We start from the raw sequence: 14,396 nt of genomic DNA, 5'->3' as shown, positions 1-14,396 counted from the left end.
TGGGTAAATAAACTCATCTGGTTTCTAATGCCAACTTAGCTGCTCTGCGACTGCTGGCGGCAACATGTACTATTACGATGAGACTGCCGAGGCTTCTAAACCATCCCCTTGGCAGTCTTCCTCATTGATTATGGTTTATCATCCAGGCTGGTTTCGAGGTCGATGCTTGGCACAATAGACTGCGGCTTAAAGATGACGCGATAGTGATAAACACTCATGTCCGATCCATCCAGTTGCTCTGCGAAGTAGGTCACGTTATCGCTAAGTCTCAGGAAGTGCTTCTTGTATTCGTTCTCACCCGTCTTGCAGGTAACGTCGAGTTTTGAGTCAGCTGTATCGGCAGTGATAGAGCAGCGACCTTCAATGGTCAGCATGTAGCTATCAGTGATGCCGTTATAGAACACAATGCGACGCTCAACCTCGAACTGGTTGGCAGCTTTCGAAAGGTTACGAGACGCTACTTCTGCATCTGATGAGCATCCAACAATAACGGCTGCGGCAACAATTGTGGTGATAATCTTCGCTGTTTTTTCATTCCCTCGTCCCTACCCCTCATCGGTTACATCGCAAAGTTAATTCAACATTCTAACCTGATCAGCGTGTTTTAATCCTATTGGCCAGCCTTTCAGACCAAGCCTGTTCTTTAACAACCTGCCCTTGCTGCCATGTGATCACCTCTCGCTCACAACAAAGCCGGGATCAGCCAGCTGATTGTTATAACGGCCTAAAGCACGCCATGGACACGATAAATTGGATGACAGATCGTCTATGCCTAATCTTTCAGTAGCAAAGGATTTTCTGGTTATGAATAAATCTCCTGAACGCTGGAGGCGCCCCCCCTCTAAATGTCCAACCATTTGGGGGACGTTAGGCTATTTCACAGGTTTTTTCTTCTTTATGACAACGTTTTCCCATTATGGGATAGGCCCCGAGCAAAGCTTCGAGGGTACCGTTATTGGAAGCCTTATCTTTACCCTATTGTGCTTTCTACGTGAACTAATGGCATATCGAAGAGGTAAAGCAGAAAAAAGGATTTGCAGGAATTGGCAAGCTGATTGATTGCCACAGCAGCTTAGTTGGTTCGTGTTTAACGCCGTTGGCTGCTGCATAAGCAGCTCAAGAAGGTAACAGGCTCTTTCTACATGTCGAACGAAAATCGAACTGTCGCTTTTGCCTGCCTGCTTCAAGATATACGAAACAGCTGTCAGAGCGTGAGATAGTACCCGGCTTTGATCCTTCAACTGGCAACGAGTCAGCAGCATACCTTTTCCTAATGGAGGCTCCAGGACCCAAGGCCATCGAGTCCGGCATGGTATCCTTTGACAACCCCGATCCTTCAGCACGTAACATGCGAGATCAGCTTCAGGAAGCCGGTATCACTCGCGACAAGATAGCCATCTGAAACATGGTGCCCTGGTATCTCGGAAACGCCGATTGTTCGCGCATACGCCGCAGCTCCACTGACGAAATTCAGCGAGCCTTGCGTCATCTGGATTCGCTGATCGCGTACATGCCCAATCTGCAGTGCATCATTCTGGTCAGCGCAGAGGCAAGCAAGGCGCATATCCGCCTGTCGAGTATCACGGCAACTCGCATAGTGCGTTGCCACCACACTTCAGCGCAGGCCATGAATTCACACCCAGAACGAGCACGTGAAAACGTCCGCATATTTCGCTTCATCAAACAGACCACTGCCTGAACCGAATGAATGAGGTCTGCTTGGTCGACAGCACTCGAGCCGTCAACAGCCCATGAGCCTTCCAGGGAATTTGAAAGACGAAAGACACAGGAAGGCGCCAGCATTCAACGTATTCCCGTGGCGCCTCGAATTTTGATCTTCATCCCCTCTTCCGGACAGATCTCGGCCTTTTCGCATTCTCCCCACAACGCCTCGATATCCCATGACAGCCAGTTGGTTGCTGGCATGTCCGTTTCCGGTGCCGGTTTGTCCTGATAGGTGAATGTGAAACCGGCCATGATCCGTTGCTCCCAGACCGCCGCACCGCTCTCATCGGGTAGCACTCGCCAGTCCTGCAGCTGGATGAGCTCGACCCGAACAGTGCCGACGGTATGTTCATGATTGCCGCGCTGCTGCGTGGCGGGGTCTATACAAGCTCCAAGGAGTAAACCATGCAGCCCAGATGGTATTGCGATATCGACGTACGCCCCGCTCCACTGCCTCGGCCTACGGCGGCTTCGGCTATTGTACGCGTCATGCACGGTGTCTTTCGCAAGGCTCCCGGGCGCTACGCGCTGGCCATGCCCAGCCATGACCGGTTAGCCCATTCGGTGCTGCGGGTGTTTGCCTCAAGCCGGGACGAGCTAGATACACTCATCGAGAGCATCAGAGAGGCAACAACGCTGGTTGAGCAGGGTATGATCCAATATCCACGCTCAGTACCGGAGGACTATGCCGGCTCATGGAGCGTTTACGAACGCTTCCGCATCCCCTCGCGGCGTGCCGAGCGCATCCCGGGGCGTTCAGTACGACTCAAGCGAGTCCAGGAAGCCAACGCCCGAGTACTCCCCTTCTTCCAGATGAAAAGCGAAAGTAACGGGGGACGGTTCAGGCTTTATTGGTCGGTGCAGCCTTATACTGCTGAAAATCCATCTACTCATGAGTCTCACCCTGATTCCTTGGACTTATCTACCACAACCAATCCGGTGCCGTTACCAGATCTCAAGTAGGATTTCTGATGACCCTTTTTTCGGAGATATTGGCCAAGCCTGTAAAATCAATCACTTGGCCTCACGCTTGAAAAAAGGGTCTTTTGTTCTTTTACAACGTAACCAATTAATATTTTTAGGGAAGCCCTCAGGGCTTCCCTAGTTCACCGCCGTGTAGGCGGCTTAGAAAAGTAGCGGCATGAATTCAGAATTCCATTTCTCGTTCACCGCCGTGTAGGCGGCTTAGAAATCACCGATCGTGCCACCCGTAGAGCCTGAACCGTTCACCGCCGTATAGGCGGCTTAGAAAGTGCAGGCGTTTACCTTTGCCTGTTATGTTTGGTTCACCGCCGTGTAGGCGGCTTAGAAACAGCGTCATCCAACGCGTAAGGCGGAGAAGTGGTTCAACGCCGTCTAGGCAGCTTAGAAAAATAACGTAAGCTTGAAGCGTGGAGAACGACAGTTCACCGCCATGTAGGCGGCTTAGAAATTTTGAACCATCTGCTGTTCAGTAAGTTGTTCGTTCTCCGCCGAGCAGGCGGCTTAGAAAAGGGTGAGTCAGCACCACCCAGTTGCGCCCCTGTTCACCGCCGCCCGATATGGATTCCACATATTCATCCAGAGAATTTCGATCTTCTACCGGTCTTTCAGCCTCACCAGATAGCTGGTCACTACGTCCTAACGGCACTTGCCTTGGGAACGTCCAAGTTACGATAAGGTCTGGGCCAAAAATCAGAGCCTTTTTATTTCGGGGACTAAAGCGCCGCAGGCCACAGGATACCGGCTATTTGGAAATTACAAATGTAATTTTGAGCGTCAAGATACGACTACTCAGGATACAATTTTTATGGAATTAATAAGGGATTGACTCATTGAGAAAACTAAAACTAACAATTCGTACTATGTATAAATTTATTCGGTCCAATAAAGCATTTACCGTATTAGTCGCATTTATTGTTGGCTTGGTAGGACTTGCTAATAATGGACTTGGCATAATTACTTCTATATCAGATATCACTAAAGACAACGGGGATGATTTGGTATTGATTGAGGCACGCCTTAAGCCTTTCCTGCCGACATCAACAATTCCGGCCGAGAGAAATGAAGTGTTCCTTCAAATCTTAGTCAGAAATTTCAATGAATCAAATATAATACTAACCTCAGCTGAGATGAATATAATTAATAGTTTAAAAGCACATATAGGCAGAGCAGGTACTTTTGGTAGATGCACTTTAAGTTCTGAACCAAACTCAAATACGCCTATCATTGTGAAACCAGGAGAGGCTGTTTGGGTGACATTGTCTCAAGGGATAGCACTCGATGGTATAGCAGAATGGCTAAATGGCCGGGTACTTGATGACATACATGTACTTCCCCCTGACAGCCCAATCACAATCGCTGAAAATTACTTTGTAGATAACGTAAATGAATTTTTCGAAAAAAACTATGGCGCTGGTGCTGCTATTAATGCGGTTTTATTTACAGGAATAAAAAGGGAGTTAATAACCTATAGCATAGATTTATCTCAAGGAAGGGATATCTTCGATAAGAATGGCAATCTTCACCACGATTGGTTTATAGCTAATTGGATTTCCTCACCCACCAAGCCGGAAATATTACCACCTAATTGTATATATAAGGATTAATTATTCGTAGGTTCGAAAGGGACACTTCAACTGCGTATTAACCTCATTTGATACTCAATAACTATAATTCCAATGCCATCTTGCCGGCGCTAAAACCATCAAACTGCGCCTCTTTTCAGTGCAATATGCCATCGTGTTACACAGTGGGATCGCTGATAGTAAGAGCAAAGCATGGATACAAAGCAGGTATCGACTCTGCAATAGGTATACATCACCTTATTATGGTTAGAATCTAGGCCTACAGAATAATGTAATACCTATTAAAAGAGATCCAGCTGAGCATCGATGAGTCTAGCAAAGCGGTCTCCCACAAACGGTAGGATGGCGTCTGCGATCGGTGCCAGCTGCCTTGTGATGTAATGGTCGTAGTCGAGCGGTGCAGTCCTGACCTCAAGCGGCTCAGGGCCCGCTACTGTCATTACGTATTGGATTGAACCACCGCGCTGGTACTGCCGAGGCCGACCCAGCTGTTCATTGTAGGCGTCGGCAATGCGGGCGGCGCGTACGTGCGGGGGAACATTGCGCTGGTAGTCATTCAGTCGTCGGCGCAGTTTCTTACGAAAAATCAGCAACTCATCCAGTTCGCCTGCCAATGTCCGCTGCACATATTCTTGCACGTAGGCTTCATAGGGCTCGCCCTTGAAGATGCGCAGGTATAGCTCGCGCTGGAACCGCTGCGCCAGCGGCGACCAATCGGTGCGTACCGTTTCAAGTCCCTTGAACATCATTTCTTCTGTACCGTCCTGCTTACAGATCAGGCCGGCGTAGCGCTTCTTGCTCCCCTCCTCGGCTCCGCGGATGGTGGGCATCAGGAACCGGCAAAAGTGCGACTCGAATTGCAGCTCAAGCGCACTGATAAGGCCCAGTTCCCGGGCCAAGGTAGTGCGCCACCACCGATTGATCATTTCCACCAGAGAGTGGCCAATCTGTGCCGCCTCTGCTTCAGCATGAGCCTTTCCCAGCCAGACAAAGGTGGAATCCGTATCTCCGTAGATAACCTTATATCCTTGTGCTTCGATCAACTCTCGGGTTTGGTGCATGATCTCGTGGCCACGCATCGTAATTGAAGAAGCCAGACGTGGATCAAAGAACCGGCAGCCGTTTGCGCCCAACACGCCGTAGAAAGCATTCATGATGATTTTCAGGGCTTGAGAAAGCGGCTTGTTACCCTCGCGCTTGGCGGCTTCCCGTCCGTTCCATACGCGCTCGACCATTGCCGGCAAGCAGTGACGGGTACGTGAGAAGCGGGCACCACGAAAGCCTGGTACAGAAGAAGCATCGTCTGGCTGGCGCAGGCCTTCAACCAGTCCCACGGGGTCAATCAGAAAGGTGCGAATGATCGAGGGGTACAAGCTCTTATAGTCGAGCACCACCACCGACTCGTAGAGGCCCGGTTTAGAATCCATTACGAAACCGCCAGGACTCGACTCGGACGGTTTTTCCCCAACATTGGGCGCCACAAAACCCTGCCGATGCATGAGCGGCAGATAAAGGTGGTTAAATGCGGCAATAGAGCCTGCATGCCGGTCAGCGGGCAGCCCTGTGACACTGGCGCGCTCCAGCAGAAACGCCAGAATATCCGTCTTCTCAAAGATACGTAGGACCAGCGTACAATCCTTGATGTTGTACTGCGCCAGCGCTGGCTTGTCCTGAGCAAACATGCGGTTGATGGATGCCATGCGCGAATAGGGGTTATCGATCTCCTTGCCTTCTCCCAGGAGGGTCTGAGCGACATTCTCCAAGCTGAATGAAGGAAAGCTCCAGAAGGCCGAGCGCAGTGCTTCGACGCCATCGATCAATAGCCTGCCTGGGGCAGAGGCAAAGCGCCCGTCACGCCACTCGATCTCGCCTCCTTCACGCCCCAGACGCAGCGGAATCTTTAATTTGTTGGCATGCTCCTGAAGCACACGTAGATCAAAGTTAATAACGTTCCAGCCAATAATGGCGTCCGGATCATATCGGGCAAACCACTCATTGAGCCGCTCAAGTAAAGCGGCGTGGCTATCGCAGTATTCCAGATCAAATTCCGGAGTCTCACTACTGCCATTGGCAGGCCCCAGCATATAGACCTGACGAACGCCACAGCCTTCGATGCCGATGCAGTAGAGCTCTCCACGCTCACTGGTTTCGATGTCCAGCGAGGCCAGTCTCAGCTGCGGCCGGTAATCGGGGTCTGGTTTAAGCAGGGCATGGCGAAACCTACCACTGTGATCTGGCTCCCCACTGAACAAGACTGGCGCAGTGATAAAGCGCTCCATCAGATAGCGCTCGTGGGGGCGGATATCCGCCTCGTAGACATCGACCCCAGCGCCCTTGAGCCGGTCGACTAGCCCGGTGAGCTGGCGATAGGTCGAGCAGTATAAGCCAAGTACCGGACGGTGCCTGAAGTCGCATAGAGCAAGGATACGCAGCTCTGCATCAGTCTCACGCCTGATAAGTGCCGCCGCCTGATCGCACTGCTCTGCCGGGATAAAAGCAACAGATGATTGATAGGGCAAGGATACCTGAACGGGCCCCGTGTCCGTAGCGAGCCAGAACTCTACCTCCGTACCTGCCGCAGTATCCCGCCAATGCCGGGTGAGCACGAAGCCCTGTTGTGTATTCACCGATATGTCCGCATGGATGTAGTCACTGATTATACCGGACGCCTCTCGGCTTGAAGGGTGGATTAATCGCTATCGGACAACTCGACAGCAGGGAAAACTACTCTGGGCAGGTCAGCTGAGTGGATAACAGCCTTCAAAAATTAACTGCTTAACAGTACGTCTGGGCCTCTTGCCCTCAGCATCGTTACCGGAGGACTATGCTGACCATGGAGCGTCTACGACCGCTTTCGCATCCCCTCGCGGCGCGCCGAGCGCATCTCGGGTTGTTCGTTACGACCCGGGAGTGTTCAGAAGACCAACGCCCGAGAGCTGTTCTTCTTCCAGATGAAAAGCGAAAGTAACAGGGACGGTTTAGACTCTATTGGTCAGTACAGCCTTATACTGCTGAATATCTACATACTCCTAAATCGCCCCCTGATTCCTGGGGCTTATCTACCACAACCAATCCGGTACCATTACCAGCGCCTACGTAGAATGCTTTATGACCATGTTTTAGAGCGCTGAGCCAAATATTGGGAATATCAATAACTGTGAGCAGAAAGAAAAAACGCTGGCCAAGACCAGCGTTGAGTTTGGTCAGAAATACCCGTTATGCGGCGGTGTGGGATAGATAATATTGCCAAGATTATCAACGTTCTCACCTAACCATGCGCCGCGCGTCAGGATCGAGTATATCTTTTGGCATGCCTTGCCCTGTTAGGGCCATACGGCATCCTTCTTTACCGACCGGGTCAGCCGAATGCCCCCATATTCCGCAGACTTAAAGCCGCCCATGCTAACCGCCAAAGCCTCTTTGACTGGCTCCAACTGGGCCACTACCTCCTCAAGCCACTGCCAAGCAGCTTTTCGCTGCTCTTTTCACCCTCAATAGTAGCGCGTGCGCCTGTATCGAGGTGGAATCGACCATCCATGCGGTCATCTTCTCGCAGGTGCAGCCGTGCGAAAACACGGCTGTAGCATTTAGGGAAAGGCAGCCCTAGCGGCATAAGAAACCTTGTCCCAATTCATCACCTTCATCGAAGATGAAAGTGGCACGGCCAGAGTAGAAGGCCTTGCCCGAGACCTGAACGCGTACAGCGTCTTGAGTACCCAGGGAAAGGGTATCCACCATTCGCGCCGTGACTCCGGAGCCGGTAGGGCTACGCATATCGTATTCAGCGGCGCGCGGTGAAGGTCTCCTGAGAGGCCTCAACACTGAAATCATTTTTCTCGGGACGAAATTCGGCACGAATGAAAAAGCGCTCTTTCATTCGATCATCGAAGCTCTCCTACCGTCATGGGATAGTAGAGTCCTGGCATACCGCTTCCACATTGATGCCGTCGGGGTCCAATACGTACGCCGCATAGTAATGCTTGTGGTAGTGTGTTCGGACGCCGGGCGGTCCGTTGTCGACTCCGCCAGCCTTCAGTGCGGCCTGGTAGAAAGCATCGACGATGGCGCGATCCCGAGTTGCGAAGGCAATATGTGTGCCGGCTCCTGGGGGCTCGTTGTCATGAATCCAGAGACTCGGATAGCCATCCTTGCCGAAACCGTGGCGCGAGCCCCCTGTGCGGGTACGCTCGGGCCCGACGGTGATGACCCGGACGATATCCAGAGGCGCGAGGGCAAGTTCGTAAAAGCGCCGCGATACTTCGGCGTCGCGCACGGCAAATTCGATGTGGTCGAGAATGGTCATGGTTGTTGTACGCTGTGGTTCCAGTGGTATGGATAAACGTCTCGAAAGCTGATCACACCTGAGACGCCCCACCATCGGCGAACAACTCGACGCCGTTGATATAGCTCGAGGCATCACTCGCTAGGAACGCCACGGCTTTGCCGATTTCGTGCGCCTCGCCTATCCGTCCCAGCGTGCTTTTTTCGCTGAACGTTTGAATGATCTGCTCCGCGTCATCGGCCAGCATGCTTCGCAGAGATTGCGTATCGACAGGGCCGGGACTGAGGAGATTGATCCGGATGCCGGAACCCTTGATGTCCAGAATCCAGCTTCTGACCATGGCTCGCAGGGCAGCCTTGGTCGCGCCATAGACGCTCAAGCCAGGGCCGGGATTCATCGAGGCAGTGGAACCGATGATGACAATGCTGGACCCTTTGGGCATAAGGGGCAGCGCGCCTTGGACGGTAAACGTCACCCCTTTTACGTTGGTATTGAAAACTCGATCGAAGGTCGCTTCGGTGATCGTACCCAGCGGCGTGATTTCTCCCATCCCGGCATTGGCGACCAGGATATCGATACGGCCATGGAGCGACTCGATACGGCTAAAGAGACCTGCCAAATCGGAGGCGTTCGAAACATCGGCTGCAATGGCGACCGCATCATCGCCCAGGCTGGTTACGACTTCATTCAACTGCTCCTGCCGGCGCCCGGTAATGACCACTCGAGCGCCCTGCTCGGCGAACTCCTGCGCAATCGCGAGCCCCAAACCTGATGACCCACCGGTAACCAGCACAACCTTGTCTTTGAATTGCATGGAGATATACCTGAGCGAAGGAATGTAGATGAGAAATGCATATGTAGTGAACACTACATAGCCGGTGCGTGTCACGCAGTTTATTTAGTGACCACTATATAAATCGCTATCTGACCATACGTTTGATCCTGGATGTAGCGGTCGCTACACTGAGTTTCTTACCTAGCGAGGTCTCCATGAACGAAAAGACTCGACAACGCCGTTCTGCCTTTGATCGAGAAGCGGGTGTCGCTATAGCTCAGGCGCTTTTTCATGAACGTGGCTATGATGCGGTCAGTCTTGCTGATCTGACCGCAGCCATGGACATCAACCCCCCAAGTTTCTATGCCGCCTACGGCAGCAAGGCAGCGTTGTTCGAGCGGGCGATGCTGCGTTATGCACACGAAAATTCGCTACCGCTGGACGAACTTCTGGCGCCTGACCGACCTCCCGCCGAAGCGATTTCGGCATTGCTACTCGCAGCTGCCAAACAATACGGTCGAGACAGCATATTGCGTGGCTGCATGATTACAGAGGGCATGCGAGCGAATGATCAGGCCGCACGCCAGATGGCCGAGAATCTTGCCCATGGCGGGATCCAGGCCATTCGTGCTTACCTCGACGAGGTTCACCCGCAGGATGCCCAGGCACTGGCCGACTATATTGCAGTCACCTTGCGCGGGCTGTCGGCCTCGGCTTGCAACGGCATGTCGTCCAAACGCCTCATGGAAGTCGCACAGGCCGCTGGCCGATTTATCGCTCGAGAACTGGAGGCCAGCGAGTCCACCGCGGCTTCCTGAGCAGTGAAGCCGTCGCGAGATTAGTTGCGTCTATCTTCATAGATCCTTGATGATCGTCCCTTCGATCGTCTCGGCGAATCCACCACCAAATATCTGCGCCGGGGTTTCGAAACCGGGTCGACGTTCCCCTTCGAGTACCCGGCTCGCGGCCTCTACGGCCGCCAGCGGCGTGTAGGAATAGCCGTTGACGGTTTCGATCAACGATCGAGCCACCGTGCCATCAATCCCCGTCACCTCGACCACCGCGCGGGCTCGGTGGGTATCGCGTTGCTCCGCGGTCGGGCCAGCAGGTAGTTGCGATAGGTCGCCTTCGGGGAAAGCATCGCCACTGACATGCACGAACATGGCGATATTGGGAATGCCGGAAGAGTGCCAGCCGGTTACCAAATCACCGAACGACAGCGGCGCGCACTGCACCAGGCCCTCACCGAAATCGAAGTATCGCGGCTGCGCATCGGGGGTCGGAACGAGATGGCCGTCGACCCTCGCCATCAGGCCCGCGCCGATGATCTCGCTGACACTCATGGCGGAGCCCCGCGACATGATGCCGGGAACCTGAAGCGCCACGCTCAGTGACAACGGGTCGTGCACACGCTGCGCGACGTGCACTGCCAGACAATCGGTCGGCACCACGTCCCAGCCGACACCGGGCAGCAGCATGACGCCGGCTTTCGCCGCTTCGGCGCCCAACTGTTCCGCCAGCCGATAGACGTTGATCTCGGCGGTGATATCCAGGTAATCGACACCGGCGCTGATGCATGCCCGCATCAATGGCGCCGCCGTTTGCGCGAACGGGCCTGCGAAGTTCAGCAGCACATCGATACCGGCCAAGGCTTGCGCTGCCTCCACATCGGCAGTAAATACTCGCAACGGAACATCCAACTGTTCAGCGAGGAGCGCCAGCCTTTGCTGGTTGCGCCCGGCTATCTCGAATTCGAGCCCCAACGTTTTGGCACGCTCTGCTGCCATGCGGCCGGTATAGCCGGTCGCGCCGTAGATCAGTAGTTTTTTCATTGGGCGTGCTGCCAGTTCTTGTACACGAATTCGAGACTGTAGCCATCGGGATCCAGAACGTTGGCGGCGTAGTAGTTGGGATCGTAATGCAGTCGTGTCCCAGGCGCGCCATTGTCGCTGGCGCCGTTCTCGATGGCCACGGCGTAGGCCGCTTCGACTTCTGCCTTGTTGCTTGCCACGAAACCGACGTGAACGGCCTGCCCTTCGACCACCCCCTCACGTAGCCAGAAGAACATCCGGCCATTGGCGCCGAAACCCTTGAGATCCGGGTGGCCCGGCGGGCCGTCTTTCCCGTCGTAATCGAGCCGCGCCGTGATCCCTAGCGGGGCGAGCACGGCCTCGTAGAAACGAATCGAGCGTTCGATGTCGCTGACGGAAAGAAATAGATGGTCAAGCATGCGGTGTCCTCCTGGACTCAGATGCAGAGTTAGATGCAGTAGCCGCCAGCGACTTCGATGGCCTGTCCGTTGATCCAGCCGCTTTCTTCGGACAACAGCATCGCGATAATGCGGGCAACGTCCTGCGGCTCGCCGACGCGGCCAAGCGCCGTCTGAGAGACCAGCAAAGCCTCAAACTCGTCGTTCAGGCCGCCGCCCAACTCGGTGCGAATCGCCCCCGGCGAGACGGCATTGGCACGTATTTGTCGATCACCAAATTCCTTGGCCATGTAACGGGTAAGTACTTCCAGCCCACCCTTGAAAGCGGCGTAAGGCGCTACGCCTGCCGTCGCTACACGCGTAGTGGCACTGGTCAGATTGACGATGCTGGCACCTTCCTCCATCAACGAGAGCAAGGCTTGGGTGAGAAAGAATGGGCCTTTGAGGTGGACATTCAGCAGGCCATCGAATTGGGACTCGGTAATCGACTCGAGCGGGTTGAACAAACCATAGCCGGCGTTATTGACCAGACCGCTCAAGGTGTTGATGCCCCAGTTTGTCTGTAGCGTCAGCTTCACCGTTTCGCGAAACGCCTCGAAACTGCTGATGTCAGCGACATCGAGCTTCAGTGCGACGGCCTTGCCGCCGGCGGACTCGATACGCTGAACGATCGATTGCGCGGCGTCTGCGTTGCTGTTGTAGGTGAGGATGACCCCCATGCCCCGCTGGGCACAGTGCTCGGCAGCACTGGCCCCAATGCCACGGCTGCCTCCGGTGATGACGATAACGCCCATAAGGTACTCCGGTGTAGATGAGATAGGTGTTCACCGTAACCCTTACCGTCATCGTGGGCTCAGCCGTTCCTGCTCGAAACCTGCCCGTTTCTGCTTTTCACTTGCGCAGGCGCGCACCGAGGATCAGCATACCTCTCCATAAACGACCAACCACTCGCCATAAACGACCAACTGCCCGCCATGAACGATCAATTGCTCGAGCTTCGCTCCCTGGCGTCCAGGGCCGAGAATCGCCGTACGGAAACGGGCATCCCGCGTGTGGCCATGGTACAGGGCGAGATCCCGGAACACATGCTGGCCGCCGTCTACGACCCGATGATCAACCTGATCCTGCAGGGCAGTAAGACGATGACCGTTGGCGACCGCACGCTGCGCTACGACCCGGCCACGTATTTCGTCATGTCCATCGAATTGCCGGCGGTAGGCACGGTACATCCTGCGGCTTCGGGGGAGCCCTATCTCGCACTGAGCCTGACGCTTGATCCCGCGGTACTCTCGACGTTGCTGACCGACCTGCCCTCGCCCGCCCGGCATAACGAGAGCGAGAACGACAACAATGCAGGATTTTCGGTGGCTGCGGTCACGCCGGAATTGATGGACGCATGGCTGCGCATGCTGCGATTGATGGGCAGGCCTGAAGAGATAACGGCCCTCGCGCCCGTGTACGAGCGGGAAATTCTCTACCGCGTCCTGCAAGGCCCCCATGGTTGGATGCTACGGGAAATCGCGGCACCGGATACCGCCATGGCGCGAGTAAGCCAGGCCATTCAGTGGATCCGCCGGGACTTCGCCGAGCCAATCAGAGTGGAGGCTCTAGCGCAGAAAGCGGCGATGAGCGTATCCGCCTTTCATCGTCACTTCAAAGCTGTGACTACGCTGAGTCCAATCCAGTATCAAAAACGGGTTCGATTGCTTCAGGCTCGGACGCTCATGGTGGCCAGTGCTAAAAGCGTCACCGGCGCGGCCTTTGAGGTCGGCTATGAAAGCGCGACACAGTTCAGCCGTGATTACACGCGGGTATTCGGGCTTCCTCCCGCCCGAGATACTTCGAGAATCCTACAGGAGATGAAAAGCCAGTGAGCTTTGTAGCTTCGGTAAATGCTCACTGCTTTGACGATCACGGTTATTTAAATAAGGTGCTCAAGCTTTGGATAGAACGTCTCGGTATGCTCGGCAAGCACCTGAACCGTCGCCTACTCCTAGATAACTATAGAAGCAGCAAAATTCGGGCCGGAACGAGGCGTCGATGCCATGTTGACACGTGTACCGATGAAGATAGGAAGGTAAAAAAGGGCTGACGTATTAATATCAAAGTTTTTCAATGCCACGTAACTTCCTGTCATCGAACAGGAAGCGGCCCGGCCAAAGCATTACGGGATTTTCAACCAATACTGATCAAACGCGTCAGGGCGCACGCTGTAGAAAACGACATCCTTGTTAGATGACGGCACTGAATAGGGGACGAAGAATGGAAAAGAGAACTGAATTGCGTATCAGTCTTGATGATGGTGAGATCAATATCCCCTACGGCACTGACACCAGTGAGAACGGAGAGGCATTCCCGTACCGCCGCCTTGTAGACTTTCCGGAGCAGGTCAAGCAGATACCGGAAGTCAGCGCCTTTCCTCGAATGCAGGAGGCTTTATTAAAAATCAATCAGCAAGGGAATGCGTTCGAGTCTGCACGTATTCTCACTTGGCAGGATGATGAACAAGGGTATTTATCCTGCTGCGCCCTAGGCTTTTACTTTCAGGATCGTGCACTTTTTGCTCATCAATCCAATTGCATGATGCTTGCCGGTAACCTACTGAACGCCATGCTCGAAAGCCCTCTCATGTCTCACCAGGCATTTACGCCCATGCTAGAAATTCAAAGAGCCACTCTGACAGATGAAGATTGCAAGGGCTGGATAATGGATCTCTATCTGGCTGGGCACAGCGATGAAAAACAAGACTATGCTGACGACGATCTACAACAAAAATTTTCCTGGCTTGCTGATTTCCTTAACCAAGGAATCTGAATCTAAGGGTTTTGTTATTCAGCC

General features: G+C 53.8%; 14 protein-coding genes. 5 read left to right on the top strand and 9 right to left on the bottom strand.

Annotation, left to right across the window (positions count from 1 at the left end; genetic code table 11):
• Positions 1-128: 128 nt before the first annotated feature.
• Positions 129-515, bottom strand: a complete 387-nt coding sequence (locus C3Z11_RS17360; RefSeq protein ID WP_449577916.1) for a beta-sandwich lipoprotein — start codon at positions 513-515, stop codon at positions 129-131.
• 1,288 nt (positions 516-1,803) lie between these two features.
• Positions 1,804-2,022 carry a hypothetical protein gene (locus C3Z11_RS10505; RefSeq protein WP_106477910.1) on the bottom strand — a complete coding sequence of 73 codons (219 nt, stop codon included), beginning with the start codon at positions 2,020-2,022 and terminating at the stop codon, positions 1,804-1,806.
• Between the two features lie 108 nt (positions 2,023-2,130).
• On the opposite strand from C3Z11_RS10505, the gene C3Z11_RS10500 reads away from it, so the two are divergent.
• Together C3Z11_RS10500 and C3Z11_RS10495 are read left to right on the top strand one after the other, a co-directional pair.
• Positions 2,131-2,688 (top strand): type I-F CRISPR-associated endoribonuclease Cas6/Csy4, encoded by a 558-nt coding sequence (locus C3Z11_RS10500; RefSeq protein WP_106477909.1) that lies wholly within the window; start codon positions 2,131-2,133, stop codon positions 2,686-2,688.
• Positions 2,689-3,539: 851 nt separating this feature from the next.
• Positions 3,540-4,313: a hypothetical protein gene (locus C3Z11_RS10495; RefSeq protein ID WP_158700999.1), complete on the top strand. Its 774-nt coding sequence runs from the start codon at positions 3,540-3,542 to the stop codon at positions 4,311-4,313.
• Between the two features lie 260 nt (positions 4,314-4,573).
• Here C3Z11_RS10495 and C3Z11_RS10490 read toward each other — a convergent pair whose 3' ends face one another.
• The 4 genes from C3Z11_RS10490 to C3Z11_RS10480 all read right to left on the bottom strand — a co-directional run bounded on the left by C3Z11_RS10490 (position 4,574) and on the right by C3Z11_RS10480 (position 9,388).
• Positions 4,574-6,919, bottom strand: a complete 2,346-nt coding sequence (locus C3Z11_RS10490; protein ID WP_106477907.1) for a DNA polymerase II — start codon at positions 6,917-6,919, stop codon at positions 4,574-4,576.
• Positions 6,920-7,895: 976 nt separating this feature from the next.
• Positions 7,896-8,066, bottom strand: a complete 171-nt coding sequence (locus tag C3Z11_RS17075; protein WP_262927350.1) for a proline racemase family protein — start codon at positions 8,064-8,066, stop codon at positions 7,896-7,898.
• A 127-nt stretch (positions 8,067-8,193) separates the two neighbouring features.
• Positions 8,194-8,595 (bottom strand): VOC family protein, encoded by a 402-nt coding sequence (locus tag C3Z11_RS10485; RefSeq protein WP_106477906.1) that lies wholly within the window; start codon positions 8,593-8,595, stop codon positions 8,194-8,196.
• Between the two features lie 52 nt (positions 8,596-8,647).
• A complete protein-coding gene (locus C3Z11_RS10480; protein WP_106477905.1) occupies positions 8,648-9,388 on the bottom strand; it encodes an SDR family NAD(P)-dependent oxidoreductase in 741 nt (246 codons plus the stop codon).
• Positions 9,389-9,564: 176 nt separating this feature from the next.
• Here C3Z11_RS10480 and C3Z11_RS10475 point away from each other — a divergent pair, with 176 nt between their 5' ends.
• Entirely contained in the window at positions 9,565-10,167 is a 603-nt protein-coding gene (locus tag C3Z11_RS10475; RefSeq protein ID WP_106477904.1) for a TetR/AcrR family transcriptional regulator, read from the top strand.
• A 36-nt stretch (positions 10,168-10,203) separates the two neighbouring features.
• On the opposite strand, the gene C3Z11_RS10470 is transcribed toward C3Z11_RS10475, so the two are convergent.
• From C3Z11_RS10470 to C3Z11_RS10460, 3 genes are read right to left on the bottom strand one after another with little or no spacing between them, the layout of a single operon-like run.
• Entirely contained in the window at positions 10,204-11,181 is a 978-nt protein-coding gene (locus C3Z11_RS10470; RefSeq protein ID WP_106477903.1) for a saccharopine dehydrogenase family protein, read from the bottom strand.
• The gene (locus tag C3Z11_RS10465) at positions 11,178-11,579 is read right to left on the bottom strand and encodes a VOC family protein (protein ID WP_106477902.1); all 402 of its coding nucleotides are present in this window, start codon (positions 11,577-11,579) and stop codon (positions 11,178-11,180) included. The genes C3Z11_RS10470 and C3Z11_RS10465 overlap by 4 nt, the downstream gene beginning before the upstream one ends.
• A 29-nt stretch (positions 11,580-11,608) precedes the next feature.
• Positions 11,609-12,352 (bottom strand): SDR family NAD(P)-dependent oxidoreductase, encoded by a 744-nt coding sequence (locus C3Z11_RS10460; protein WP_106477901.1) that lies wholly within the window; start codon positions 12,350-12,352, stop codon positions 11,609-11,611.
• 180 nt (positions 12,353-12,532) lie between these two features.
• On the opposite strand from C3Z11_RS10460, the gene C3Z11_RS10455 reads away from it, so the two are divergent.
• Both C3Z11_RS10455 and C3Z11_RS10450 read left to right on the top strand, forming a co-directional pair.
• Positions 12,533-13,432 carry an AraC family transcriptional regulator gene (locus C3Z11_RS10455; protein WP_262927349.1) on the top strand — a complete coding sequence of 300 codons (900 nt, stop codon included), beginning with the start codon at positions 12,533-12,535 and terminating at the stop codon, positions 13,430-13,432.
• Between the two features lie 388 nt (positions 13,433-13,820).
• Complete coding sequence (locus tag C3Z11_RS10450) at positions 13,821-14,372, top strand: hypothetical protein (RefSeq protein WP_106477900.1); 552 nt, start codon at positions 13,821-13,823, stop codon at positions 14,370-14,372.
• Positions 14,373-14,396 lie beyond the last annotated feature (24 nt).

This window comes from Phytohalomonas tamaricis (genome assembly GCF_003012345.1).
GTDB classification, from domain to species: domain Bacteria; phylum Pseudomonadota; class Gammaproteobacteria; order Pseudomonadales; family Halomonadaceae; genus Phytohalomonas; species Phytohalomonas tamaricis.
Note: the sequence above shows the minus strand (reverse complement) of the source record. Positions and strands in the feature narration are given on the sequence as shown.

Bases quoted from the DNA above. Each gene is read 5' to 3' on its own strand.
- C3Z11_RS10500 (WP_106477909.1), top strand. From the start codon at position 2,131: ATGCAGCCCAGATGGTATTGCGATATCGACGTACGCCCCGCTCCACTG.
- C3Z11_RS17075 (WP_262927350.1), bottom strand. From the start codon at position 8,066: ATGCGTAGCCCTACCGGCTCCGGAGTCACGGCGCGAATGGTGGATACC.
- C3Z11_RS10485 (WP_106477906.1), bottom strand. From the start codon at position 8,595: ATGACCATTCTCGACCACATCGAATTTGCCGTGCGCGACGCCGAAGTA.
- C3Z11_RS10480 (WP_106477905.1), bottom strand. From the start codon at position 9,388: ATGCAATTCAAAGACAAGGTTGTGCTGGTTACCGGTGGGTCATCAGGT.
- C3Z11_RS10475 (WP_106477904.1), top strand. From the start codon at position 9,565: ATGAACGAAAAGACTCGACAACGCCGTTCTGCCTTTGATCGAGAAGCG.
- C3Z11_RS10470 (WP_106477903.1), bottom strand. From the start codon at position 11,181: ATGAAAAAACTACTGATCTACGGCGCGACCGGCTATACCGGCCGCATG.
- C3Z11_RS10465 (WP_106477902.1), bottom strand. From the start codon at position 11,579: ATGCTTGACCATCTATTTCTTTCCGTCAGCGACATCGAACGCTCGATT.
- C3Z11_RS10460 (WP_106477901.1), bottom strand. From the start codon at position 12,352: ATGGGCGTTATCGTCATCACCGGAGGCAGCCGTGGCATTGGGGCCAGT.
- C3Z11_RS10455 (WP_262927349.1), top strand. From the start codon at position 12,533: ATGAACGATCAATTGCTCGAGCTTCGCTCCCTGGCGTCCAGGGCCGAG.
- C3Z11_RS10450 (WP_106477900.1), top strand. From the start codon at position 13,821: ATGGAAAAGAGAACTGAATTGCGTATCAGTCTTGATGATGGTGAGATC.